Genomic DNA, 22,590 nt, shown 5'->3' on the forward strand with positions numbered 1-22,590 from the left:
CTTGATATGAAAATAGGTTTTGATATTAGCCAAACTGGCAGCACAAGAACTGGGTGTGGTTTTTATGCTGATGCTTTGATAAGAAAAATGGTGAGTCAACATCAAGAGGACACATTTTATCTCTATAAAACTTTTGGCACTACCTACTGGGATCCCAAACATCCGGAGAGTATTTCGTGCTTGGGCTTTGAAAACTGTTTTTATCCTCTTCATTTCAAGCGAAAAGAAGACTCTTTTCGCTTTTGGGGTAGTCCTGAGGGAATTGATGAAAGTCAACTTGGCTTTCCTGAAATTATTCATGCTAATAATTTTTCGAGCCCGCGTTTGAGACAAGCGCGGTTAGTTTATACTGTTTATGATTTGAGTTTCATTGATTTGCCTGACTGTACTACTGAAGAAAATCGTCATATTTGTTTTAATGGAATGCTGGAAGCATCGCTTTCAGCCGATATGATAATCGCTATTTCTCATTACAGTAAGAAGAGATTCTTAGAAAACTTTCCACATTTTCCTGAAGAGCGTGTGGAGGTAACTCATTTAGGCAACCGCCTGTCAGTGCATGGCCCTGCAGAACCCGTGCCCCAGCTTGCTACCAAAACAGATTTTTTTCTTTCTGTGGGAACTTTAGAGCCTAGGAAAAATCTGCGCCGATTGCTTGTCGCTTACAAACGCTATGTTGGTCAGCAAAATTTACCAAAACCGCTGGTTTTGGCGGGGACAAATGGTTGGCTAGAAGATGATTTGAATACTTATATTGCTGATCTAAAACTACAGGATCAGGTATATGTTTTAGGTTATGTTAGCGACGCTGTTCTTCGGTGGCTTTACCGGCATTGCTGGGCATTTGTTTATCCCTCTCTTTACGAGGGCTTTGGCTTGCCCGTATTAGAAGCTATGGGATTCGGCGCGGCGGTGATCACGTCAAAGACGAGTAGTATGCCTGAAGTTGGTGGAAATGCCGTCTTTTACGTTGATCCACTTAATGAAGAAAGTATTATGGCAGCGCTAACGCAAGTTGATGGGCCTGTCTGCCGTAACACATGCCGGGAAAAAAGCCTGCAGCAGGCTCAATTTTTCTCTTGGGATAGGACTTCCGCTGCGGTCTATGCTGCTTATGAGCGGGTATTACAGATGCCACGCTATAGCCGCCCTGTCGCAAATACTGAGATAGATTATTCGCGATAGGATGGGCTATCAAGTGTGTTTGACTTTTTTAGGCTAAGGCATCTGGAAAAGACTGCCTAGGAAGAAGGATTTTAGCGGAAAAGGATTTTAGCGGAAATAGAATCCGACAACGCAGAGCTAGGTCGAGGAGGAAATAAGTAATTTTGGTTTTTGATTAATCACAATGGCATAGCTTTTGGCTTGTATATGTTTAAGGTTGTTGTAGACGCTACTCCAGTTCTGCCTAGGCCTAGTGGTGTAGGCCTGTATGTACTAAACCTGCTGTGGGCGCTGCGATCGCTGCAAGCAACTGAAAACTTTAGCCTTGACATTGCCTATCAACCCAGCCTTAAGAACTGGCTACGAGGTAATTTGGCTTTGCCTGAGGCGCTTTCGGTTTATGAGAATGTGTCCGTCTTGCCTCTGCCGGTGCGCTTGCTTAACCTGCTGGCCCAAGTGCCTAAAAATCCAGTTTTGGGGCAGCTAGAGCATCGATTTGGTCAACCCGACATCTATCACGGCACCAACTATGCGGTCTACCCCTGTCGGCGTAGTCAGCGAGTGATGACGATTTATGATCTGTCATTCCTGCGCTATCCCGAGTATGTGACGGCGGTGGTGCGCACCTACAGCCAGCGGGTGCGGCAGTGCCTAGGCTGGACTGACCTGGTGGTGACAATTTCTGAGAGTTCGAAGCGCGACATTGTGGAATATATGGGGGTTTCACCAGAGCGGATATGGGTAACGCCTTTGGCTAGCCGCTACGCTGATGATACTCAGGCGGTGAGCCGTGCTGTAAAAGCGGTTGACTTAGGCGATTCGCGAAGCGATCCGTTCCGGAATCGCCCCTATATCCTTTTCGTTAGCACCTTAGAACCTCGCAAAAATGTGGTGCGCCTGATTCAAGCCTTTGACCAGCTTAAAAATAAGCGGCGCATCGATCATCAACTGGTGCTGGTGGGCCAAAAAGGATGGCAGTTTGAGCCAATTTTCGAGGCGATCGCCGCTTCTCCCTGGCAGCATCACATTCGCCATCTCGACTATCTCTCCGATGCTGAAGTGGCCTACTGCTATAAAAATGCCGATGTCTTTGCCTATCCTTCGCTCTACGAAGGTTTCGGCCTGCCGGTGCTGGAGGCCATGACCCTGGGCTGCCCGGTGGTCACGGCCAATATGTCGTCTTTACCCGAGGTGGCCGGTAATGCGGCGCTGTTGGTAGACCCCACCAGTGTAGAAGACCTAGCTGAGGCGCTATGGCGAGTCATTGGCGATCGCCCCCTCCGCCAGGCCATGATCGCCAAGGGCTACCAGCAAGCGGCTCAATTTTCCTGGACTCGTACGGCTAAATCAACTCTGGCGGCCTATCGTTCACTACTATAAGTAAGCTAAGCTCTTTGACCTATAGAGTAATTTCAATGGCCAAAAAAGCATTGATTACAGGCCTGACCGGCCAGGACGGTTCTTACCTGGCTGAGCTTTTGTTGGCACAGGGGTACGAGGTCTGTGGCATGGTGAGGCGCTCTAGCTCCAGCAGTTTTGAGCGCATCAGCCATTTTTCGAATCAAATTGAAGTGATATCGGGTGATCTGCTAGACCAGTTCTCGCTGATTGACGCCATCGATCAGACGCAGCCCGATGAAATTTACAATTTGGCTTCCCAAAGTTATGTGCCCCTATCTTGGACTCAGCCGGCCTTAACTGCTGAGTACACCGCCCTGGGGGTGTCTCGTCTGCTGGAGGCAATTCGGCGCTGCAAGCCCAGCACCCGCTTTTATCAAGCATCGAGCAGTGAGGTGTTTGGTGAACCCGATGAATCTCCTCAGACCGAGCGCACGGCCTTTAGACCCCGAAACCCCTATGGCGTGGCTAAGGCCTACGCCCACTGGATGACGGTCAACTATCGACAAAAGTATGATCTGTACGCCTGCTGCGGTATTACTTACACCCACGAGTCGCCGCGTCGGGGGGCAGAGTTTGTCTTTCGTAAAATTACCCGCGGGGCGGTGCAGATTAAACTCGGCCAGGCCAAGGAACTGCGGCTGGGAAATCTAGATGCCCGGCGAGACTGGTGTCATGCCCAGGATGTGGTGATGGCGATGTGGCTAATGCTGCAGCAGGAGAGCCCCAATGACTATATTATCGCCAGCGGTGAGACCCACTCGGTGCGTGAATTGGTAGACTGCGCGTTTAGCTATCTGGGTTTGGACTACCAGCAGTACGTCAGCGTTGATTCGACGTTTTACCGCCCCGATGAGGATGTGCAGCTGGTAGGGTCGATTGACAAGATTAAAACTGAGCTGAATTGGCAGCCCCAGTATTCGTTTCAGCGCCTTGTCGAATCAATGGTCGACCACGACCTGAAAACGCTGAATGGGTAGGCCCCGGCCAGCCGATTGCCGGCCTAGAACACGTTCTTAAACAACCCTGGCATGACTGAGGCCTCGCTGCTGATCAACCTGGCGTTTGTCCCCACTAAGCCGACGGGGCTGGGGGTTTATGCGCTCAATCTAGTGCAGCATCTTGCTATAACAGACAGCTGCATTCTCAGCGATCGCGCGATCGCTGGCCATTGCCATTTGCCCTCACCCCAGGGTGCTACCACGGATGCAGGCAAGCAGGGCCATGCTCGGCGGCTGTGGTGGACCCAGTTTCAGTTGCCCAAGCTATACCGACAGCTTGGAGCAAAACTGCTGTTTTCACCCATTCCCGAAGCCCCGCTCTGGTCGTCGTGCCGAACGGTGGTGACGGTGCATGATTTGATTCCCCTGCACTTTCCCCAGCCAGGGTCGCCGCTGACGCTGTATTTTCGGCACTATCTGCCCCAGGTGATTCGCCAGGCTGAGCACATTATTTGCGATTCTGAGTCAACCCTGCGCGATATCCACCATTTTTTGGGTCCACTACCCAAGGCTGCAACGATCGTGCCTCTAGCCTACGATGCTGATCACTATCGTTGGCTAGATCTGCCGCGTCAGCCCTATTTCCTCTATGTGGGCAGCCACTATACCTATAAAAACCTGGGCCGTCTGATTGAGGCCTTTGCCCAAACTAGGCTGCCCGACTTTAAGCTGTTGATTGCTGGCGTGCCTGACCCCCGCTATACGCCAGCACTGCAAGCCCAGGTGAAGGCGATGGGGCTAGGTGATCGCGTTCAGTTTTTGGCCTACGTTCCCTATGATCAACTGCCTCGCTTGATTAACCAGGCGATCGCACTGGTGTTTCCTAGCCTATGGGAAGGGTTTGGCCTGCCCGTCCTAGAGGCGATGGCCTGCGGCACGCCGGTGATTACGTCTAACCTATCATCGCTGCCCGAGGTGGCTGGGGAGGCGGCGCTGTCAATTGATCCTTACAACGTCGGCGCGCTGGCCGAAGCAATGACTGCCGTGGCCAATGACCCTGCCCTTTGGCTGACGCTTCACCAAGCTGGGCTAGCGCGGGTGAAGGCCTTTAGCTGGGAGCAGGCTGGACGCCAAACCAGCGAGATTCTTCAGCGTTGTTTGTGAGTAAGTTTTAAGTCTTGAATTGTGGGTTCTAGAATTAATTAAGCACTCAAAATTCAACATTCAGAACTAATTAACGGTGGCTGACCCGCACGATCCAATAGCTGATGGCGAGGGCAAAGACCGCGATCGCCAACCCGATCAGCGTCGTACCCGAAACCTTGTCCAGGTCAAGAATGATGAACTTTCGCCCCACCGCAGTCAGGGCCGTGGCGATGACCAGCTCGACCTGCACCACATGCTTTTGGATGTAGGCGGTGATATTTTCTAAAATCTCCAGGGCGATCAGCACCGTTAAAAAGAGGCCAAAAATATCGATCACGGTCTGGCCCAAAAACGTGCCAGGAGCAGTGGTAAAAATGGCTGCGATCAGCACCACTATTAGATCAAAAACGATCGCCAAAATAACAACAATCATGCCTAGGGAAAGCACCTTTGAGATGCTGCCCTCAAACTGGTGCAGGCGGCTTAGAAAGATGTCGTTTTCGAGTTGCTTGAGCAACTGTCTAACCCGGTTTGCCATCGATACTAGTTGCTCAGGAGATGGGTGCTGCTGAGAGAATAGACGATTCTGTAGTCTCGGGTAAAGTTTCTGCGGCGACAGTTGCCGCTTCGGGATGCTTTAGCGGCACGACTTGCACTGCACAAGCCTTGAGCTCGGGCTGGCCTGAGGTCGGGCAGACGACCGGGTGGGTGAGGGCGTTGCACTCGGCCTCTGCGGCCCACAGGCTGCCCCAGTGCATGGGCACAAACAGGGTGCCCCGACGAATGTTTTGAGTGACCAGTAGCGGCAGTCGAACCTTACCTCGGGGCGATCGCACCTCCACCCATTCGCCCCCCTGCACCTGGAGCTGCTGGGCATCGCGGGGGTTGATCTCCAAAAACGGAGCTGGGTGCATTTTCTGGATTTTTTCGATTCGCCCAGTGCGGGTCTGGGTGTGCCAGTGGCCGTAGAGCCGGCCGGTAGTGAGGACAAAGGGAAACTGGTCATCGGGCGGCTCGGCCAGGCCGTTGGAGTGGAAGGCAGCAAAGCGAGCCCGGCGATCGGCGGTATTAAAAATACCTCGGGTGTAGAGGCGCTTGTCGTGGCGGGTGGCGGCGGTGGTAGCGGTCTCGGGGTCGGGGCAGGGCCACTGAATGGGGCCAAGCTCTCGCAGGCGATCGTGGCTGAGGCCGGTGATGTCGCAGGGCTGCCCTCGAGTGATCTGGGCAAACTCGCGGTAGACCTCGGCGCTGGTGGCGAAGTCAAACTGGTGGGCGAAGCCCAGGCGGCGGCCCACCTCGGCAAAAATTTCCCAGTCGGGGCGGCCCTCGCCGGGGGGCGGGCGAAAGGCAGGGCAGAGAGTCACTACCCGCTCAGAGTTGGTCATGGTGCCGGTTTTTTCACCCCACTGGGCGGCGGGCAGCAGCAGGTGGGCAAACTCGGCGGTTTCGGTGGGGTAGTAGGCGTCTTGGTAGACGGTAAAGGGAGACTGGCGCAGTGCGGCCTGAGTGCGGTTGAGGTCGGGCAGGCTGACCGCTGGGTTGGTGGCGGCGATCCACAGCAGGCCCACCTGCTGGTGCTCTAGGGCCAGCATCATTTCGCCCACGGCTAGGCCCGGTGTTGCAGAGATCTGCCCCGCGGGCAATCCCCAAAACTCTTCCACTTGGCGGCGGTGGTCGGCGTTTTTCACCAGACGATAGCCCGGCAAAATGTGGGATAGCCCCCCGGCCTCGCGCCCGCCCATGGCGTTGGGCTGTCCGGTGAGGGAAAAGGGCCCCGCCCCCGGTCGGCCAATGTTGCCGGTCATCAGGTGGAGGTTGATCAGCGATCGCACCTTCGCCGTCCCCTCCGACGACTGGTTGAGCCCCATCGACCACAGCGACAGCACCGCCTTGGCATCGGCCCAGGCGCGGGCGGCGGTTTCTAAATCGGCGATGGAAATGCCGCAGCGCTCGGCCACAATGGCTGGCTCGTAGTGGCGCAGCACCTCGGTGTAGGCGGCAAAGCCCTGGGTGCAGCCGTCGATGAACTCGGGGTCGAGGCTGCCCCAGCGCAGCAGCAGGTGGCCAATGCCGTTGAGCAGGGTGATGTCGCTGCCGGGGTGAATGGCCAGGTGCAGGTCGGCGGCCTTAGCCGTCTCGGTGCGGCGGGGGTCGACCACGATCAGCTTGACGTGGCCATGGCGCTTGTGGTGCTTGCGCAGGCGGTTAAAGACAATGGGGTGGCATTCGGCGGCGTTGGTGCCAATCAAAAAAGCGCAGTCGGTCGCCTCCAGATCGGCGTAGCAGCAGGGTGGGCCGTCGCTGCCAAAGCTTTGGATGTAGCCCGCTACTGCCGACGACATACACAGCCGCGAGTTGGCGTCGAAGTTGTTGGTGCCTAGGCAGCCCTTCACTAGCTTCTGGGCCACGTAGTAGTCTTCGGTTTGGAATTGCCCTGAACCGTAGACGCAGATGCCGTCCGGCCCCATCGTGTTGCGGACGGTTTGAATGCGGTTGACGATCGCATCTAGCGCCACCTCCCACGACACTCGCCGGAAGGGATCGTCGAGGGAGGCTCGCATCATTGGGTACTTGAGCCGATCGCGATCGAGGGATTCGGCCACGGTGGCCCCCTTGACGCACACCATGCCCTGGCTAGAGGGGTGGGCGCGATCGCCCCGCGTTTGCCACAGCGGATTGCCTGCTGCGTCGCGGTTAATGGGCTTGTTGGGCTGGGCCGGAGGTAAGACTTCCAGGCCGCAACCCACGCCGCAGTAAGGACACAAGGTTTTAGCCGGATCGGTCATAGAGGGTGGATGGGTAGGGGGTGGATGGGTAGGGGGTGGTACTTCACAGTGGTGAAGTTCTCGGTGGAGATCCTCCCTAACCCCTTCTCAAGGGAGGCTACGGAGTGAAGTTTTTACGGGAGAGAGCTGGGAGGACGATTCAGATCTCCAAAAACACCTCACGCTAAGAACATTCAAAATCACAAGGTTGTGAAAACCTAATATTCGCTCTCGCCACCGGGCTATTGACTGTGCTAGGTTTGCCGGAAATGCAAACTGTGTGTCCTGACCTCCTTTGGAGCGGCAGGGCATTTTTTTATTCCGCCGTCACCACTAGGCCATTGTGGTGTGCAGCAAATTCCCTAGGCTGGGCACCAAAGTTGTCGATCAGCAGCGATCGCAGCACGCCTTGCAGCTCATCGCAAGGAATACCCTGCTGCACCTTTTCGCCCAGGTGAGCCTCCTTACCCACCTTGCCGCCCATAAAGATATCCACTCCTTCCACGGTTTTGCCGTCCTTGCGCACCTTGGTGCCCATCAGGCCAATGTCGGCCACCTGAGGCTGACCGCAGGAGTTGGGGCAGCCCGTCCAGTGGATGCGCACTGGCTGCGGCAGGGTGAGTTCTGCGTCTAGGGCCTTGGCCAGAGCCACGGCGCGCTGCTTGGTTTCTACTAGGGCAAAGTTGCAGAACTGCGACCCGGTGCAGGAAACCAGCGATCGCGTCAGCGCCGAGGGGGCGATCGAGAATTTTTCCAGCAGCGGCTCTTGCCGCAGCACCGCCAGCCGTGAGTCGGGCACGTTGGGGATAATCACATTCTGCTCTACCGTCAGGCGCAGTTCGCCGCTGCCGTAGACCTCCGCCAGCCGGGCTAGGTCAAACAGATCGGCCGCCTGCAATCGCCCCACCGGAATGTGCAGCCCTACGTAATTGAGCCCCACCTGCTTTTGGGGGTAGATGCCAATGTGGTCGCGCTTATCCCAGTCCATCTCGTCCTTGGGAGCCGCAGACAGCAGCGGCTGCCCGTAGGCGGTCTCCACGGCCGCCCGAAATTGATCCAGGCCCCATTCGTCAATCAGCCACATCAGGCGAGCCTTTTGCCGGTTCACCCGCGGGCCGTGATCGCGGTACACCTCTAGAATGGCGCGGCACAGCTCCACTACGCGATCGTCGGGGGTGACCCACGCGTTGAGCGGAATCGCGGCTTCACAGCGGCGGGCGGAGAAAAAGCCCCCTACTACGACGTTGAAACCCAGCACCCCTTCTCGGTAGGCGGGCACAAAGGCAATATCATTAATCTCTGCGTGGATAGAGTTGTCGCGCCCGCCTTCAATGGCAATGTTGAATTTGCGAGGCAGGTTGCTAAAGGCCGCATTGCCTTCGCCATTGGCGGTGATCATGTCTTGAACTTTGCGCACCAGCCCCTGAGTGTCGATTAGCTCGTCGGCGTCAAGGCCCGCCACGGGTGACCCGGTGATGTTGCGCACGTTGTCCATGCCCGACTGAATGGAGGTCAGACCCGCCGCATGCATACGCCGAAAAATATCGGGGATATCTTCAAGCAGAATGCCCCTCAGCTGAAGGTTTTGCCGGGTAGTGATGTCGGCACTGCCATCTTCGCCGTAGCGCTGAATAATCTCCGCCAGGGTGCGGGCCTTATAGCCGTTGAGCAACCCGTTGGGCAGCCGCAGCCGCAGCATAAATTTGCCGGGCGTTACCGGGCGAAAGAAAATTCCCAGCCACTTGAGTCGATGGGTGAGGTCGGTGTCGTCCACGGCTTCCCACCCCAGCTGGGCAAACTGCTCCAGCTCGTGCTTGACTAGCAGACCGTCTTTGTCGGCCTTAAACTGTTCAAACTTGTTGAGTTTGGCGGTGGCCGCTGTGCTGGCCGTGTTGATAGAAGTGGTCACTGGTACACCGTTGTAGCAAGACGTTTACCGACGTATTCCCTACCTGAGGCTCTAACTGGTGAAAGTCTCTCAGTCTCCCCTGGGCGCTACTGCCTCAATCGCTACAGAACGATCGAGATCAGCCTAGGGTTAGGTGTGGCTAGCCTAGAACCGCTCTAAACAGGCTTTTGTATAGACTCATACGTTTTTGGCAGCACCATGCAGGCTCCGCAAGAGGCGGCTGCGCGAACTGCATAGTCAACCCTTGGGAAACTCAGGTTCAGGCCCTATGGTGTAGGAGACCGATGCCCGTCGCTGCCACCCCCAAAGCCAACCAGGAGCGCCCTGTGTCCCCTTCTGATCAGTCTGCGGTTTCACCATTCCCATCGGCGGCGCCCCGAACTGTAGTGGCCAGGCTGGGCGCTGGAGACTTTCACGATCGCTGGGAGCAGTCGCGCCAGGTCGCCGATCTGGGCGACGCGGCCTTGGACGATCTGCTGGCCATGCTTCAAGACAGCGAGTGCGATTGGGAAGCTCGCTGGTTTGCGGCCCGCGCCCTGGGGGAGTTTGATCGCCCCGAGGTGATCGCCGCCCTGGTTAACACCTTTGCCACTACGACCGACGAAGACCTGCGCCAGGCGATGGCGGCGGCCCTGACTCAGATTGGCCCTGGGGCGATCGCTGCCCTGGGCGAGCAGTTGGCGCAACCCGCGCTGCGGCCCGCAGCGGTGCAGGCTCTAGCCCGCATTCACCACCCCGCTACGATTCCCTGGCTAAAGCTGGCGATGGCCGATGGGCGATCGCCGGTGCGGGCCACCGCCCTCGATGCCCTCAGCGCCTTTGCCGACCCTACCCTGCTGCCCTTAGTGCAGCAAAGCCTAGGGGATTCGGCGGCAGCGGTGCGGGCGGCAGCAGTGCGGGGGCTGCTGGGACTGCGATTCTGCCTGCCTGCCCAACAGCTGGTCGCCGCCCTCACGCCGCTGCTCAGAGATGCGGATGAACGGGTGGCCCAGCAGGCCGCCTACGCCCTGGGACGGCTGTCGAGTGCGGCGGCGGCAGCTCCTCTGTTACAGCTGCTGCAAACCCCCGGTACCCCTGGACCTCTCCAAGTGTTTACCGTGCAGGCCCTGAACTGGCAGAACACCGCCACGGCCCTCGAAGGCCTGATTCAAGCCTGGGATCGGTTGGAGTATCCCGCTCGGCTGGCTCTGGTGCAGGGAATAGCCGCTGTCTCCTCCGACCATCGTTCCCAAGCCACCTCGGCCTTAGCGAACTGGCTACAGCTGTTGCCGCCCAGCGCTGAAAACAGCACCCTGCGTCGCCAGCTGGTGCTGGCTTTGGGGCAAATGGGCGATCTAGGGCTAGAGCCTGTGCTGCGATCGCTGCTGCACGACCTAGACCCTGGGGTGCAGCTCCACGCTGAGGCAGCCCTACGTCAGCTACAAGCCCAATCCGTCTGAGCGCTGCCGGTAGACTGCACAAGCTAAAGGTTAGTGGGGGTTCAGGGTCTCAGGTGTAGGGTGTAAGGTTCACGACGGGCCCTGAACCCTATACCTTAGTACCCCGAACCCCAACCCTCTAGGTTTCTGTCGCTGGGTCATATCTAAACTTGGTCAAATACTGGCCCGCCGCTGGGGAAGACTAAAGGACAAAGCGTCCATAGGCTAAGGACTAGAGTAAACTGGTCCGGCCTGCGGCTCGCAGCTTTTCGCCGAGAACTCCAGCCGTCTAAACCAGGTATCGCTACTTTTGATACCAAGTGGGGGAGGGCGATCTGCTAATCAAGACAAGGGCGGCCTAACGAAATCCCGTTAGGCCGTTTTGCTAGCAGCGGTGTGGATACCTGTCAAAAATGCGCATAGAGCAGCTCCAAGCGTTTTTATCGGTGGCTGAAACTGGCAGCTTTCAAGCGGCGGCGCAGCAGTGCGCGGTGACGCAATCCACCGTCAGTCGCCAGGTCCAGGCCCTAGAGGCCGAGTTGGATGCGCCGTTGTTTCACCGGGGAGCCCAGGCCAAACTCACGGTAGCCGGAGAGCGCTTGCTGCCCAAGGCCCGGCGCATCTATCAAGACTGGATGCAGGTGTCTAAAGATATTGCTGACCTGATGGCCGGCAAGCAGCCCGAGCTCTGCGTAGCGGCGATTCAGTCGGTGTGTGCCACGGTGTTGCCGCCGGTGCTCCAGCAGTTCTGCTCAGAATATCCCCAGGTGCAGCTGCGGGTGACGGCCCTGGGCAGCGATCGCTCCCTCAAGGTGCTGCGCGACGGTCTGGTTGACCTGGCTATTGTGATGGATAACCCTCGCCTCACCACCCAGCCCGAAATGGTAGTTACCCCTCTGTTTGAAGAGTCGGTTGAGGTGCTGATGGCGGGCAACCACGACCTGGCCCGTCAGCCTGCAATCTCCTGGGAGATGCTGGCCCGGTTTCCGCAAATTATTTTCAAAGACGGCTATGGCATGGCGCGGCTGGTGCAGCAGCAGTTTCAAGACCGGGGCGAGGTGTTTAACCCAGCCATGGAGCTCAACACCCTCGATGCTTTTCGGGGGGTAATTCGCCAGGGCAACTTTGTCGCGCTGCTGCCCCAGTCGGCCCTGGGTGACTGCCACGATGACCCCACCCTAGCGGTGCGCCCTACTGAAGCGCCGGTGCTGACCCGTTCGGTGGTGCTGGTGACCACCCGCGATCGCCTAGTGATTCCTCCCATTCAGCGGTTTCACGATCTGGTGCAGAGCCTAGCTACCCCCACCCGTCCTAGACCCGCAGCGGTGTCTTACAGTTAGAATCGTCCTTTACGAACCCCTTTTTCCCAGGGTCAGCAGTCTCTATGAGCTATGAGTTTCGGGATTTGCTCAAGCAAGTTGGCAGCGGCAGCCACACCTCCAAGGCGCTGACCCGCGACGAAGCCGCCGCCGCCACCCGCATGATGCTGACTCAAACGGCTACCCCGGCCCAGATCGGCGCGTTTATGATTGCCCACCGCATCAAGCGCCCCACCGTCGATGAGCTGGCGGGTACCCTGGATGCCTACGCCGCTCTAGGGCCGACCCTACCCGCGATCGCCGATGGCCGTCATGCCCTGGTGCTGAGCTGCCCCTACGACGGGCGATCGCGCACCGCCCCCGTCACTCCTATCACCGCCCTGGTACTGGCGGCAGCCGGGGTGCCGGTGGTGATGCACGGGGGCGATCGCATGCCCACTAAAGAAGGCATTCCACTGATTGAACTGTGGGGCCAATTGGGTGTCGACCTGCGCCCCCACAGCTTGGATCAGGCCCACACCCTGCTCAACCGCACCGGCCTGGGTCTTGTCTACCTGCCCCAGCACTTTCCCCTGGCCCACGGGCTCGTACCCTACCGCGAGCAAATCGGCAAACGCCCCCCCTTTGCCACGGTAGAGCTGCTGTGGTCACCCTACGCTGGCCCACATACCCTAGTCATGGGGTTTGTTCACCCGCCCACTGAGGAGTTTGCTAAAGGAACGTTTGCCCTGCGGGGCCAGGCCGATTGGATCACCATTAAGGGGCTAGAGGGCAGCTGCGATCTGGCTCGGGGAAGAACGGCGATCGTCGGGGTAAACCACCCTGGACAGACCGACCGCCTGCTGCTGCACCCCCGTGACTACGGCCTAGAGGGCGACGATGTGGAGTTGGGCGATGAGCTGACGCTAAGCGATCGCCTGCTAGACATTCTCGCGGGCAATACTTCAGAACTCGCCAAAACTGCCCTGTGGAATGCCGGGTTTTACCTCTGGCAGGGTGGCGTCGCCGACTCCCTGCCAGAGGGCTTGGCTGAGGCCCAAACGCTCCTGGCTACCGGCAAAGCACTGGCCAAACTAGAGGAATTCCGCCAGCAATCCGCCGACATAGCCCAGGCTCTTACCTTTAGCCACAGTTAAACCTGAGTCACCGCAGGGTGAACCACCTCTAAAATTTGCGGCCTTTCCCAAACTGAAACGGGCTGTTCATCTGAACCATGCCCACTTCGAGTCTGGGTGCTCATGGTGCTGGCCATTGGCTATAGAAGAGAACGCTAGAACACTGCAGCGGCGATCGGGTGCGTGTGGCCATCGCTAAGGAACGGTGGAGAGAATCTCCTGACTACTGTTCCTCGGCTATAAATCAAGGGAAACCTCAGTTGACAAAAGCATTCTCTATCGACTAGCGAAAAAATCTGCAATATAAGCAAAATTTGGCCGTTTATCAAAGAATCGTAAAGGTTCCATAGCAATTCTATAAAGTGCCTTTAGCCTTGCAACATCAAGGTTTTTGGCCCGTCATGAAAACTCAGCAATGAGGAGCATTGCGATTTCGATGGATGAGACGGGCAGACTGCGAATGGCGCACATATACACGGTGCTGCAAGAGTGTCTATCTACCTCATCACTATTACACTCCAAAGACTCTACGGGGAATGAACGAGAATGACTCAAACTAACTGGGCTAAGCTACTGCGGTTAGCACCGCTTTCGGCAGTTTTGGCGACCTTAACCCTCGGCAGTGCGGCAGCAATGGCCCTGGCCGCCGAAGGTCCCATCCAAAATTTCAACTGGCTCAAAGACGAAGCCCTGCTTGACCAGGCCTTAGATGCGGCCCACACCAAAGACGACGACGACGATGATGACGATGACGATGACGACGTAGAATCGGGCGAGGTCATCTACCAGCAGCGCCGCACCACAACCACGACGACAACCACCGTCAACCAGGTCAGCTTTAGCGATATTTCTACCAATTACTGGGCGAGCGATTTTGTCTATCGCCTCTCCGCCATTAAGGTCGTCAGCGGATTTCCTAGCGGAAATTTCTTGCCGAGCAACAATCTTACCAAAGCACAATATGCGGCGATGATTGCCCAGGCCTTTGATATGCCTGCTTCGCGTCAAACCGTTACCCTGCGCAACGTCTCCAGCAGCTACTGGGCCTACAGTGCTATTCAAAAAGCCTACTCTATGGGCTTTTTAGAGGTTTCCAACGGGCTGTTTGACACCAACGGCACCATGACCCGTCTTGACATGCTGGTGATGCTGGCTCGAGGGCTAAATATTACCCAAGTCACCTCTGGGCAGTCAGTTGATAGCCTGTTGAGTATCTTCAGCGACGCTAACCAAATCCCCAGTGAGTATCGCGTCATTATCGCGGCCTTAGTCGAGCGCGGCATTTTGGTGAACTATCCCACCATTACCGAGCTAAACCTGTTTGGGGTGGTTTCTCGTTCTGAAGCCTGTAGCTTTGTCTATCAGGCCCTAGCCTATATGGGCAAAGTCGAAACCATTGAGTCGGCTTACATCGTCAACAGCAGCAACTTTTCCAGTCTGACTGAAACTATCACCAACACCACCGAAACCACTACCGAAACCACCGAGACCACCACCGAAACTGGCGAGGTGGATGTGGACGATGATGACGACGACGATGATGACGACGATGATGATGATGACGACGATCGCCGACAAAACTGCAACCAGGGCATTGGTAACGGTGCTGAAGGCTGCGACCCTGGCAACTCTCGCCCCCACGGCGGCAGCAATGACGAAGGTGGTCGCACCCCCGGCAATCGCTAGTTTGAGTTAATCTGCATTTTTTGTCCTTCCGAGTGTTACAAGACGCCCTTCGGGGCGTCTTTTTTTGCGCTTACACTAAATTCTTTCGGTTTCCCTCGATTGGGGCAGAGCGATCGCCGTTTATCCCTGTAGAATTATCGGTTTTTGGCATTGGGGAGTGTGAACTTAAACATGACACTAGTCCCTAGGAATCAGGGGTAGGGGTGTCGATGCCAAAGGCTTGAGCGGGAGGCAACTGGAGCAGGCTGAGCAAACCATCGAGCATGTACTGCACGGCCAGGGCTGCCAGCAGCACCCCCAGCACTCGGGTCACCACGTTGATGCCAATTTGGCCCAGCACCTTAGCCAACGGACGCGACAGCAGCAAGAACAGATAACACAGCAGCAACACCACCGCCGCTGCCGCTAGCACCACGCTCAAGCCTAGATAGTAGTTAGTTGACTCCCGCGACAGCACCAATATGCTGGCTAAGCTACCTGGCCCCGCAATCAGCGGAATCGCCAGCGGAAACACGCTGACATCTTGCTTCGTGCCCGCTTCCTGCACCTCGGCTTCGGTCTCGCGCTCCTGGTGCACAAAGATCATGTCGAGGGCGATCTTAAACAGCAAAAACCCCGCTGCAATTTGAAAGGCTTGCAGGCTAATGCCCAGATTGTGCAGCACGTAAGCTCCGGTTAGCCCAAAGGCCAGGAGAATACCGGCCGATACTGCCACCGCCCGCGTGGCAATCTGGGTCTGCTCGGTTTCGGTGCGATCGCTCACCAGCGCCAGGTACAACGGCGCTAGCCCCACCGGGTCAATCACCACAAACAGGGTCAGAAAGGCTTTGGCAAACAGCGGCAGAATGATCGGCATAGGGTCGCTTAGGAGACTGCCTCAAATCTACCGCTGTTCGGAGCAAACGGTCGCCTCCCCTGTGTTAGACCAGAGAGAAGATCATCAGCCCAAACAGGTTTCAGCTATTGCAGTCAAGACCCGGCGCTTTTCCTAAGGGATTAACCAGCTACCAGATCAAGGTTTTAGCGGCTGTGACCATGCTGGTGGATCACATCGGCGTGGTGTTTTTTCCCGAGGCGATCGGGTTTCGGATAATTGGGCGGATCAGCTTTCCGCTGTTTGTTTGGCTGCTAGTGCAGGGCGAGGCTCACACCAAGCATGTAGGGCGCTATGGTCTGCGGTTGGCGGTGCTAGGCGTGGTGTCTCAACCCATTTATCAAGTTACCTTCGACACGGCCCGGCCCAATATTTTGTTTGAGCTGCTTTTGGGGCTCATTTGCCTGCGGTTGGCACGGGGGTTTCCTCGATTTCAGCTGCCCATCTGGATTGGGGGGGCGGGTTTGAGTGAACTGCTGGCTATGGGCTACAGCAGTTACGGCATTGGGCTAATTGCGCTCACCCGCTACTACCGCCCCACGGTGCTGTGGTGGTTGGCTTGGGTTGGGCTGCACTTAGTCGACGCCTGGATATATGGGGAGCCGTTTCAGCTGCCAGCGCTGGTAGTCCCCCTGATCTTTTGGCTGACCAATGGGGAGCGAGGGCCAAAGGCGCGATGGTTTTATGCCTTCTATCCCGGCCATCTGGCCCTGCTGTGGCTGATCCGGCAGGGTTTGAACTAACGATCAGTTGTAAGCTCTCACCAGCCGACGAGGGACCGAGAAATCCAGGTCTGCGGCACCGCCTAGCAGTAACCCCCGACAGTCAGCAGTCGCTCTACTAACCGTCGGGGGTACTAGTTCAGAATGGAGATGGAGTTTGGGCTGGGCCTACAAAAAGTGGTCGATCACCACTGCCGAAACGGCTGCAAATACTGTGATTGCCAAGCCCTCCAGCGGGTTTTGCCCCTGGGCAACCGCAAAGGTCGTAATCACGCCAGCCCCCAGAGCCGCGATCGCAACGGAGCCAATCCAGTCTTTTTGTAGATTATGCATGGGTTTTTAAAGGTGGGGTGTGCCGCAAAAGAGTGAGACAGCAGTTGTGTGTGGAAACTACTTACCCCAACCCTAGGGCTGTTCAGACCTCACGCTATCACCCTGTCCGAGGCCAAATGAATCCACACCAGGGAACTGATACCAAGCTTAAGGCTTGGTTAGATTAGTTAACATTCTTCCCATAGAGGGAGCAGGTTCTACGGCAAAACCAGCCTGAGGCAAGAGATTAAGGCTATTCGACGCGACGGGTATTGCCTGTCTTGACCCAGCCTTCCTGGCCATTAGACACCACTCGCACCTTAACCCACGACTGACCGGCGGGTTCTTCGAGCACCACCACCGCTTCATTGACATCCACGCCCCCCACCTGGGGAAACTCGACACCGGGACCTTCGCGCATCACCAGGCCAATGGGCTGCACCACCGTGGCGTTGTAGGTACCAGGCTCAAGGGCGGGCTCTGCCGGCGGCTCAGCGGGGGCCGGTGGAGCTTCGACCACCGGCTCGGCAGGGGCTTCTGGGGCCGCTTCTGGGGTTGGGGTCGGCATTTCGTCGCCGTACAGGGGCTTAGGCGGCAGCACCGACAGGCGACCCATGAAGTAGCGGGCAGTGGCCACCCCCGCCATCGACAGCAGAATGAGGGCGATCGCCATGCCCAGAATTAATTTCGACAGGCCAATGAAGAATCCTTTCATGGAGGCAGCGGGCCGAGGGTTAGGGTCTACAGGTTGCTAATGGTACAGCACCTCTTGGCAATCGGCATCGGAAAGCTAATCGCCACTGGGGAGAGTTGGGCGAAATCGAGGGTCGATGTCGCTGCGGGAGGCCATACGGGCTTTACCCGCTGCTGCCCAGGCTTGCAGCGCCTCAATTTGCTCCTGGGCGGTGCGGGCTAGGGGCACCATTTCGCTGGCGGCGGTGAGAATGTCGTCGGTAGTAAAGTCGCGATTTTGGCTAAAGCCCAGGTGCATCGCCTCGACGATCGCCTGCTCGATCTCAGCCCCTGAGAAGTCGGGGGTTTCGTAGGCCAACCGGGCGGTGTCGAAGGTCTTGAGGGTGTGGGGCCGCAGGCGCGAGAGGTGGACTTCAAAAATGGCTTGGCGATCGCTCTGGCTAGGTAGACCAACAAAGAAAATTTCATCGAAGCGGCCCCGGCGCAGCATCTCTGGTGGCAGAGCCTGAATGTTGTTAGCGGTGGCCACCACAAACACCGGGGAGGTTTTCTCCGCCATCCAGGTGATGAAGGTGCCGAAGACCCGACTGGCGGTACCCGAGTCGCCCCGGCCATCCATGCCCGCAAAGGCCTTATCGATCTCGTCAATCCACAGCACGCAGGGGGCCAGGGCTTCTGCCAGCTGAATCATTTGGCGGGTGCGGGCCTCTGACTCGCCCACCAGGCCACCAAACAGTCGCCCCACGTCGAGGCGCAGCAGGGGCAGGTGCCAGTGGTGGGCGATCGCCTTGGCGGTCAGTGACTTGCCCGTACCCTGAATGCCCAGCAGCAGCAGCCCGCGCGGATGGGGCAGACCGTACTGGCGCGCTTTTTCGGAGAAGGCGGTGCCCCGCTTGAGCAACCAGTCCTTGAGGTTGTCGAGCCCACCGATGTCAGAGATCTGTTCCCTGGCAGGGTAGTAGTCAAGAATTTGGGTCTGGCGAATGCTCTGGCGCTTTTCGTCGAGAATCAGGTCGAGGTCGTTGGGGTCAAAGGCTCCGTGGGCGGCGATCGCCCGCGACAGTACTCGCCGGATGCGCTCTAGGGATAGCCCTTGACAGGTGCGCACTACCTCCTCCAGGGTAGCCATTGGCAGGTTAGTGCCGGTCGAGCCCAAAAGCTGCTGCACCTCGTGCCGAATGGCGGCGGCATCGGGCAGGGTAAACTCCAGCACCGTCACGGTCTCGCTCAGCTCGTCGGGGATGGTGAGCTGGGCTGAGAGAATGATCAGGGTCTTGGGTTGGGCCTTTAGCCGACGAGCTAAGTTGCGCAGCTTGCGAGAGATCGCCACGTCATCCAAAAAGCGATGAAAGTCGCGCAGCACAAAGATGGCTGGAGCCGTAGCGGGCAGCTTTTCTACCAGTTCTAGCGCTTGCAGGGGGTTGCGCTTGCCAAAGCCCGCGTCATTGAGGTTGCCCTGGTAGCCCTCGACGAAATCCCAAGTGTAGAGGGCGCGGTTGCCCTGCTGGGTGGCGCAAGCCGCAATGTCGGCCTCGGCCCGCTCTTCCTCAGCGGTGGCGATGTAGATAATCGGGTAGCGGGCGCGAATCAGTAAGCCCAGTTCGTCGGTAAAACCCATGTCAGCGCGACTCAGTTATCCCACAGTGCTCGGTTGATGTTTCCAGCCTATCGGATTTTAAGGAGTCTCTGATTCCCCCGTGAGCATGAAGCTGTAGATTCTGTGCTTTAGATCTCGGGCTGGTTGAGCTGCTGCTGAAGTTGAGTCAGGGCTGCCCAGCGGTGGTCGGCAGGTTGGGCGGTGGCCGTCCCTGGTCCTCGCAGCTCAATGCCGGGGCAGTCTTCATCGCAGATCTGGGGCATGGGCAGCGCCAGGCAGATCTGCTCGTAGACCCAGGTTTCGGGGTAAAAGTGGCCGTTGGGGGGCAGGGTCTCAAACAGATCCTCCACCGCCACCTCCCGTTCTAGCGGCAGGGTGGCGGGGTCGGGCTCATGCTCCAGCCAAATCAGCTCCTGGGCCGACAGCGCTACGCGGTGATTGTAAGCTTGCAGGCAGCGATCGCAGGTCAGCGTCACAATCGTATCGGCTCTGGCCTTGACCTCCAGGTAGGTGCCCTGGTGAGTGATAGTCAGCTCACCCCGCACGGGGGTGAGGGTCTCCAACTCCGCTAGGTGCTGGTCAAACTCAACGGTGAGAGTCTTCTCAGGCCGCTGTAGCAGGTGGGGGATATAGACTTTCTCCATTGTTTTTGCCTCCCATGGCTCGCGCTGTCTCTGTGCGACCTAGCCGTCTGTAGCCTCGTCGTCCTGCTGCCCAGCTAAACAGACCACGAGGCGGCGATCGGGCTCGCGACCGCGACTAAAGGTAGAAAGCCCGTCCCGAGCGGCTATGAAATGGTGCATTTGCCGCCGCTCGGCGGATGAAAGTCCCTGCATTTCGTACTTCTCACCGCTGGCCAACACGCGCTCAGCGGCCTCGGCAGCCATCGCCTTGAGTTCTTCAAGCCGCTTGGCTCGGTAGCCAGCTAGCTCGATGGTAAAAGCCTGCTGCTCCGCCTGCTCTTTGCCCAAGTTGAGGGTGGTGTTGGCCAAATACTGAATTGAGTCAAGCACCGTGCCACCATCGCCGATCAGCGCCTGCACCTGCTCGGGTGACAGATGCTCTTCGGCAATGGTGAGCCAGCAGCTTTCCCCTGACTCATCCTCGACCGGGTGAGCGGTGACGGTGCTGGTCAGCTCCTGCATGGTGAGCAGAGTCGTTAACCAGTTAACGCCGGCGGTGGCAGCATCGGTGACCATGGGTTACGCCTTTTTCTTCTTGCTACGCCCAGGTTCAAAGGGCAGAGTCTGCCGATCTTCCTCAACCTTGGTTTCGGCATCGACGATTTTTTGCAGATTCTCAGGCAGAGGCTCTCGTGAAAGAATAAACGTTTGCAGGGTTTGAAAAATGTTGGCAATCAGCATGTACATCAGCACCCCGGCAGGCAGGGGAAAGAACAGGAACATGCCGGAGAAGATGATCGGCGTAAACTTGTTAACAGCAGCCTGTTGAGAGTTTTCGCTACTGGTGGAGCCCTGGCCAGAGAGCACCTGGTTGAGGTATAAGCTGGCTCCAAAGCCCAGAATCATGATCAAAATATCCCAGTGAATGGCACCGTCTTCGCCGGTTACACCGATACGGCCCAGGGCTTTGATAAACAAAAACCCTTTGTTAGCGGCCAGACCGGGAGCCTGCACCCGCACAGTCGCCTCGCCAGGGGCCAATGCAGTGATGTGGCCTTCGGCATCGATCGCAACGACATCCTCACCCTTGGTAACTTCCCATTTCGGTTGGAAGCCGTCTACGTCTTCGTTGTACTGGGAAGCCAGAGCTTCGATGGTTTCGCCCTCAGCCGTTTGTAGGCGCACATCGGTTTTTTCGCCCACGACGAGCTTATTGCCACCGGGCATCACCGCCGAGATGGGGAAGTGAGACCCGTCAGACACGTAGATGGCCTTGGGGGGCGTGGTAAACACCTGGGGCTGAATCTGCTCAATCTTTTCTTGGGGAAAGACCTGAACATTGACGTCGTAGTTGATGTCAGAGAACGGCGACCCCCGCAGGGTTGCAAATAGGGCAAAGAGAATGGGCATTTGTAGCAGCACCGGAAAGCAACCTGCTAGGGGGTTGCCAAACTCTTTGTAAACCCCGCTCATCTCCTCTTGCAGTTTGGTGGGGTTGTCTTTGTAGCGCTCTTGGATCTCTTTGACGCGCTTTTGCATGAGGGGCTGAGCCACCTTCATGCGCCGCATGTTGCGAATGGAGCCGGCGTTGAGGGGGTACAGGGCAAAGCGAATTACCAGGGTGAGGGCCACAATGGCTAACCCGTAGCTGGGCACGATTCCATAGAAAAAATCTAGGATCGGCAACATGATGTTGTTCGTCAGAAATCCAATTCCAAAATCCATGGGCACCTGAACCCTGCTACAGGGGATACGACGTTAACTGCTCAGTTACCTAATCTACCCCATCGTTGGGGAGGCAAGCCGCCCCAACGGGTTGGGATTGCCGTAAGTTAGCTTTTGCCAAGGGTGCCGCTGACGACTTGGGCTGCCGGAGAGATGCGCTCGTTGATGTATTCGTACACCTCTCGAAAACGCGGCATAGAGCGAAGTTCTAGGCGGCTGCCATCCTTGAGGGTGACAACCATGTCGCCCCAAAGGCCCAGCCCACGGGGCACCGTGACAATTTTACTGATTTCGTTGTAGATCAGATCGGTGCGCTCGCGCCCCATCCAGCCGCCGGTCACCGAAAGCCGCCGACTGGTGATGCGGTAGCGCAGCCACAGGGCGCGGGTAATGGCTCCAACCGTGAGGGGAAGGCAGATAATCGTGAAACCCAGCAAAATGTTGAAGATCAAATCGCCAATGTGGGGGCCGCCCTCATAGTACACATCCTCACGAATGCCCATGGAATACCTCTAGCTTGGTAAACAACTGCTCCAATTCTCGCAAAAATTCGCCATATTCGCACTCAGCCGCCTCGGGCTTCAAGCTGATGACGATCCACTGAGCGGGGCGCAGGCAAGGGAGTAGGGTGCGCAGGGCAGCACGCACTCGCCGCTTGAGGCGGTTGCGCACCACGGCGCGCTTGTGCACTTTGAGGCTCACCACAATGCCGATCCGTGGGCCAATGTGCAGGGCAGGGTCGCTGGATGCCAAGGATTTGGCGTTGGCTGCAGGGGCTAGCGAATACACCCGCAGCAGCAGGTGAGCAGAGGCCGCTTTTCTGCCCTGCCGATAGACCTGGGAAAAATCTCGCGATCGCCGCAGCCGATGGTGTTTGGGCAGCACTACCGATCCTCAACGCGCAACAATAGCCCCGGAGCTTAAGGTAACCCCAGGGCTATGCAATGATCTACGAACGGTGCAGGGAGTAACCCCAGCCCGAGCTAGACGGCGAGCTTGGCCCGGCCCTTGCGGCGGCGAGCTTTAATCACCTCCTGGCCGGTGTGGGAGCGCATACGAGCGCGAAATCCGGAGGTTCGCTTTTGCTTTCGGTTGGTGCCCTCTAGGGTGCGCTTGCTCATAGCTTAGTCTCTGCCTGTTTCTGCTAAAAAGTCACGGTCTCATATAATAGCACCCGCTGGCT

The 22,590-nt window shown here is 57.4% G+C and carries 22 protein-coding genes; 9 read left to right on the plus strand and 13 right to left on the minus strand.

Features of this window, described 5'->3' with window-relative positions:
* Positions 1–6 precede the first annotated feature (6 nt).
* From H6F75_RS23930 to H6F75_RS23945, 4 genes are all read left to right on the plus strand, one after another.
* On the plus strand, positions 7–1,185 hold the full coding sequence (locus tag H6F75_RS23930; RefSeq protein ID WP_190755233.1) for a glycosyltransferase family 1 protein: 1,179 nt from the start codon (positions 7–9) through the stop codon (positions 1,183–1,185).
* A gap of 186 nt (positions 1,186–1,371) precedes the next feature.
* The gene (locus tag H6F75_RS23935) at positions 1,372–2,544 is read left to right on the plus strand and encodes a glycosyltransferase family 1 protein (protein ID WP_190755235.1); all 1,173 of its coding nucleotides are present in this window, start codon (positions 1,372–1,374) and stop codon (positions 2,542–2,544) included.
* Between the two features lie 35 nt (positions 2,545–2,579).
* A complete protein-coding gene (locus H6F75_RS23940; protein ID WP_190755237.1) occupies positions 2,580–3,542 on the plus strand; it encodes a GDP-mannose 4,6-dehydratase in 963 nt (320 codons plus the stop codon).
* A 51-nt stretch (positions 3,543–3,593) separates the two neighbouring features.
* A complete protein-coding gene (locus H6F75_RS23945; protein WP_190755239.1) occupies positions 3,594–4,667 on the plus strand; it encodes a glycosyltransferase family 1 protein in 1,074 nt (357 codons plus the stop codon).
* Positions 4,668–4,737: 70 nt separating this feature from the next.
* Here the strand turns inward: H6F75_RS23945 and H6F75_RS23950 are convergent, their stop codons facing one another.
* The 3 genes from H6F75_RS23950 to H6F75_RS23960 all read right to left on the minus strand — a co-directional run bounded on the left by H6F75_RS23950 (position 4,738) and on the right by H6F75_RS23960 (position 9,323).
* Positions 4,738–5,187: a phosphate-starvation-inducible PsiE family protein gene (locus tag H6F75_RS23950; RefSeq protein WP_190755241.1), complete on the minus strand. Its 450-nt coding sequence runs from the start codon at positions 5,185–5,187 to the stop codon at positions 4,738–4,740.
* Between the two features lie 13 nt (positions 5,188–5,200).
* The gene (locus H6F75_RS23955; RefSeq protein ID WP_190755243.1) at positions 5,201–7,435 is read right to left on the minus strand and encodes a nitrate reductase; all 2,235 of its coding nucleotides are present in this window, start codon (positions 7,433–7,435) and stop codon (positions 5,201–5,203) included.
* A 295-nt stretch (positions 7,436–7,730) separates the two neighbouring features.
* The gene (locus tag H6F75_RS23960) at positions 7,731–9,323 is read right to left on the minus strand and encodes a ferredoxin--nitrite reductase (RefSeq protein ID WP_190755245.1); all 1,593 of its coding nucleotides are present in this window, start codon (positions 9,321–9,323) and stop codon (positions 7,731–7,733) included.
* Positions 9,324–9,607: 284 nt separating this feature from the next.
* Here H6F75_RS23960 and H6F75_RS23965 point away from each other — a divergent pair, with 284 nt between their 5' ends.
* From H6F75_RS23965 to H6F75_RS23980, 4 genes are all read left to right on the plus strand, one after another.
* Complete coding sequence (locus H6F75_RS23965; RefSeq protein ID WP_190755247.1) at positions 9,608–10,762, plus strand: HEAT repeat domain-containing protein; 1,155 nt, start codon at positions 9,608–9,610, stop codon at positions 10,760–10,762.
* 392 nt (positions 10,763–11,154) lie between these two features.
* Positions 11,155–12,081, plus strand: a complete 927-nt coding sequence (locus tag H6F75_RS23970; protein ID WP_190755249.1) for a LysR family transcriptional regulator — start codon at positions 11,155–11,157, stop codon at positions 12,079–12,081.
* A 44-nt stretch (positions 12,082–12,125) separates the two neighbouring features.
* Complete coding sequence (locus H6F75_RS23975; RefSeq protein WP_190755251.1) at positions 12,126–13,196, plus strand: anthranilate phosphoribosyltransferase family protein; 1,071 nt, start codon at positions 12,126–12,128, stop codon at positions 13,194–13,196.
* A 525-nt stretch (positions 13,197–13,721) separates the two neighbouring features.
* A complete protein-coding gene (locus H6F75_RS23980; protein WP_190755253.1) occupies positions 13,722–14,861 on the plus strand; it encodes an S-layer homology domain-containing protein in 1,140 nt (379 codons plus the stop codon).
* Positions 14,862–15,045: 184 nt separating this feature from the next.
* Here H6F75_RS23980 and H6F75_RS23985 read toward each other — a convergent pair whose 3' ends face one another.
* Positions 15,046–15,708 (minus strand): MarC family protein, encoded by a 663-nt coding sequence (locus H6F75_RS23985; protein ID WP_190755297.1) that lies wholly within the window; start codon positions 15,706–15,708, stop codon positions 15,046–15,048.
* 116 nt (positions 15,709–15,824) lie between these two features.
* On the opposite strand from H6F75_RS23985, the gene H6F75_RS23990 reads away from it, so the two are divergent.
* On the plus strand, positions 15,825–16,478 hold the full coding sequence (locus H6F75_RS23990; RefSeq protein ID WP_242020325.1) for a TraX family protein: 654 nt from the start codon (positions 15,825–15,827) through the stop codon (positions 16,476–16,478).
* Between the two features lie 147 nt (positions 16,479–16,625).
* On the opposite strand, the gene H6F75_RS23995 is transcribed toward H6F75_RS23990, so the two are convergent.
* The 9 genes from H6F75_RS23995 to rpmH all read right to left on the minus strand — a co-directional run bounded on the left by H6F75_RS23995 (position 16,626) and on the right by rpmH (position 22,528).
* Positions 16,626–16,790 carry a hypothetical protein gene (locus H6F75_RS23995; RefSeq protein WP_190755255.1) on the minus strand — a complete coding sequence of 55 codons (165 nt, stop codon included), beginning with the start codon at positions 16,788–16,790 and terminating at the stop codon, positions 16,626–16,628.
* Between the two features lie 232 nt (positions 16,791–17,022).
* The gene (locus H6F75_RS24000) at positions 17,023–17,484 is read right to left on the minus strand and encodes an SH3 domain-containing protein (protein ID WP_190755257.1); all 462 of its coding nucleotides are present in this window, start codon (positions 17,482–17,484) and stop codon (positions 17,023–17,025) included.
* A 75-nt stretch (positions 17,485–17,559) separates the two neighbouring features.
* Complete coding sequence (locus H6F75_RS24005; RefSeq protein WP_190755259.1) at positions 17,560–19,080, minus strand: AAA family ATPase; 1,521 nt, start codon at positions 19,078–19,080, stop codon at positions 17,560–17,562.
* A gap of 107 nt (positions 19,081–19,187) precedes the next feature.
* Positions 19,188–19,703: a YceD family protein gene (locus tag H6F75_RS24010; RefSeq protein ID WP_190755261.1), complete on the minus strand. Its 516-nt coding sequence runs from the start codon at positions 19,701–19,703 to the stop codon at positions 19,188–19,190.
* A 39-nt stretch (positions 19,704–19,742) separates the two neighbouring features.
* A complete protein-coding gene (locus H6F75_RS24015) occupies positions 19,743–20,258 on the minus strand; it encodes a R3H domain-containing nucleic acid-binding protein (RefSeq protein ID WP_190755263.1) in 516 nt (171 codons plus the stop codon).
* Positions 20,259–20,261: 3 nt separating this feature from the next.
* A complete protein-coding gene (yidC, locus tag H6F75_RS24020) occupies positions 20,262–21,407 on the minus strand; it encodes a membrane protein insertase YidC (protein ID WP_190755265.1) in 1,146 nt (381 codons plus the stop codon).
* Between the two features lie 107 nt (positions 21,408–21,514).
* Complete coding sequence (locus H6F75_RS24025; protein WP_190755267.1) at positions 21,515–21,910, minus strand: PH domain-containing protein; 396 nt, start codon at positions 21,908–21,910, stop codon at positions 21,515–21,517.
* Positions 21,897–22,292, minus strand: coding sequence for a ribonuclease P protein component (rnpA, locus tag H6F75_RS24030; protein ID WP_190755269.1), 396 nt, complete (start codon positions 22,290–22,292; stop codon positions 21,897–21,899). Before rnpA ends, H6F75_RS24025 begins: the two co-directional genes overlap by 14 nt.
* A gap of 98 nt (positions 22,293–22,390) precedes the next feature.
* Entirely contained in the window at positions 22,391–22,528 is a 138-nt protein-coding gene (rpmH, locus tag H6F75_RS24035; RefSeq protein ID WP_190523372.1) for a 50S ribosomal protein L34, read from the minus strand.
* Positions 22,529–22,590: the final 62 nt, after the last annotated feature.

This window comes from Nodosilinea sp. FACHB-131 (assembly GCF_014695395.1).
GTDB lineage: Bacteria > Cyanobacteriota > Cyanobacteriia > Phormidesmidales > Phormidesmidaceae > Nodosilinea.

Excerpts from the sequence above, each read along its gene's own strand:
- H6F75_RS23930 (WP_190755233.1), top strand. The coding sequence starts at position 7 with ATGAAAATAGGTTTTGATATTAGCCAAACTGGCAGCACAAGAACTGGG.
- H6F75_RS23935 (WP_190755235.1), top strand. The coding sequence starts at position 1,372 with ATGTTTAAGGTTGTTGTAGACGCTACTCCAGTTCTGCCTAGGCCTAGT.
- H6F75_RS23940 (WP_190755237.1), top strand. The coding sequence starts at position 2,580 with ATGGCCAAAAAAGCATTGATTACAGGCCTGACCGGCCAGGACGGTTCT.
- H6F75_RS23945 (WP_190755239.1), top strand. The coding sequence starts at position 3,594 with ATGACTGAGGCCTCGCTGCTGATCAACCTGGCGTTTGTCCCCACTAAG.
- H6F75_RS23950 (WP_190755241.1), bottom strand. The coding sequence starts at position 5,187 with ATGGCAAACCGGGTTAGACAGTTGCTCAAGCAACTCGAAAACGACATC.
- H6F75_RS23955 (WP_190755243.1), bottom strand. The coding sequence starts at position 7,435 with ATGACCGATCCGGCTAAAACCTTGTGTCCTTACTGCGGCGTGGGTTGC.
- H6F75_RS23965 (WP_190755247.1), top strand. The coding sequence starts at position 9,608 with ATGCCCGTCGCTGCCACCCCCAAAGCCAACCAGGAGCGCCCTGTGTCC.
- H6F75_RS23970 (WP_190755249.1), top strand. The coding sequence starts at position 11,155 with ATGCGCATAGAGCAGCTCCAAGCGTTTTTATCGGTGGCTGAAACTGGC.
- H6F75_RS23975 (WP_190755251.1), top strand. The coding sequence starts at position 12,126 with ATGAGCTATGAGTTTCGGGATTTGCTCAAGCAAGTTGGCAGCGGCAGC.
- H6F75_RS23980 (WP_190755253.1), top strand. The coding sequence starts at position 13,722 with ATGACTCAAACTAACTGGGCTAAGCTACTGCGGTTAGCACCGCTTTCG.
- H6F75_RS23995 (WP_190755255.1), bottom strand. The coding sequence starts at position 16,790 with ATGCATAATCTACAAAAAGACTGGATTGGCTCCGTTGCGATCGCGGCT.
- H6F75_RS24000 (WP_190755257.1), bottom strand. The coding sequence starts at position 17,484 with ATGAAAGGATTCTTCATTGGCCTGTCGAAATTAATTCTGGGCATGGCG.
- H6F75_RS24005 (WP_190755259.1), bottom strand. The coding sequence starts at position 19,080 with ATGGGTTTTACCGACGAACTGGGCTTACTGATTCGCGCCCGCTACCCG.
- H6F75_RS24010 (WP_190755261.1), bottom strand. The coding sequence starts at position 19,703 with ATGGAGAAAGTCTATATCCCCCACCTGCTACAGCGGCCTGAGAAGACT.
- H6F75_RS24015 (WP_190755263.1), bottom strand. The coding sequence starts at position 20,258 with ATGGTCACCGATGCTGCCACCGCCGGCGTTAACTGGTTAACGACTCTG.
- yidC (WP_190755265.1), bottom strand. The coding sequence starts at position 21,407 with ATGGATTTTGGAATTGGATTTCTGACGAACAACATCATGTTGCCGATC.
- H6F75_RS24025 (WP_190755267.1), bottom strand. The coding sequence starts at position 21,910 with ATGGGCATTCGTGAGGATGTGTACTATGAGGGCGGCCCCCACATTGGC.
- rpmH (WP_190523372.1), bottom strand. The coding sequence starts at position 22,528 with ATGAGCAAGCGCACCCTAGAGGGCACCAACCGAAAGCAAAAGCGAACC.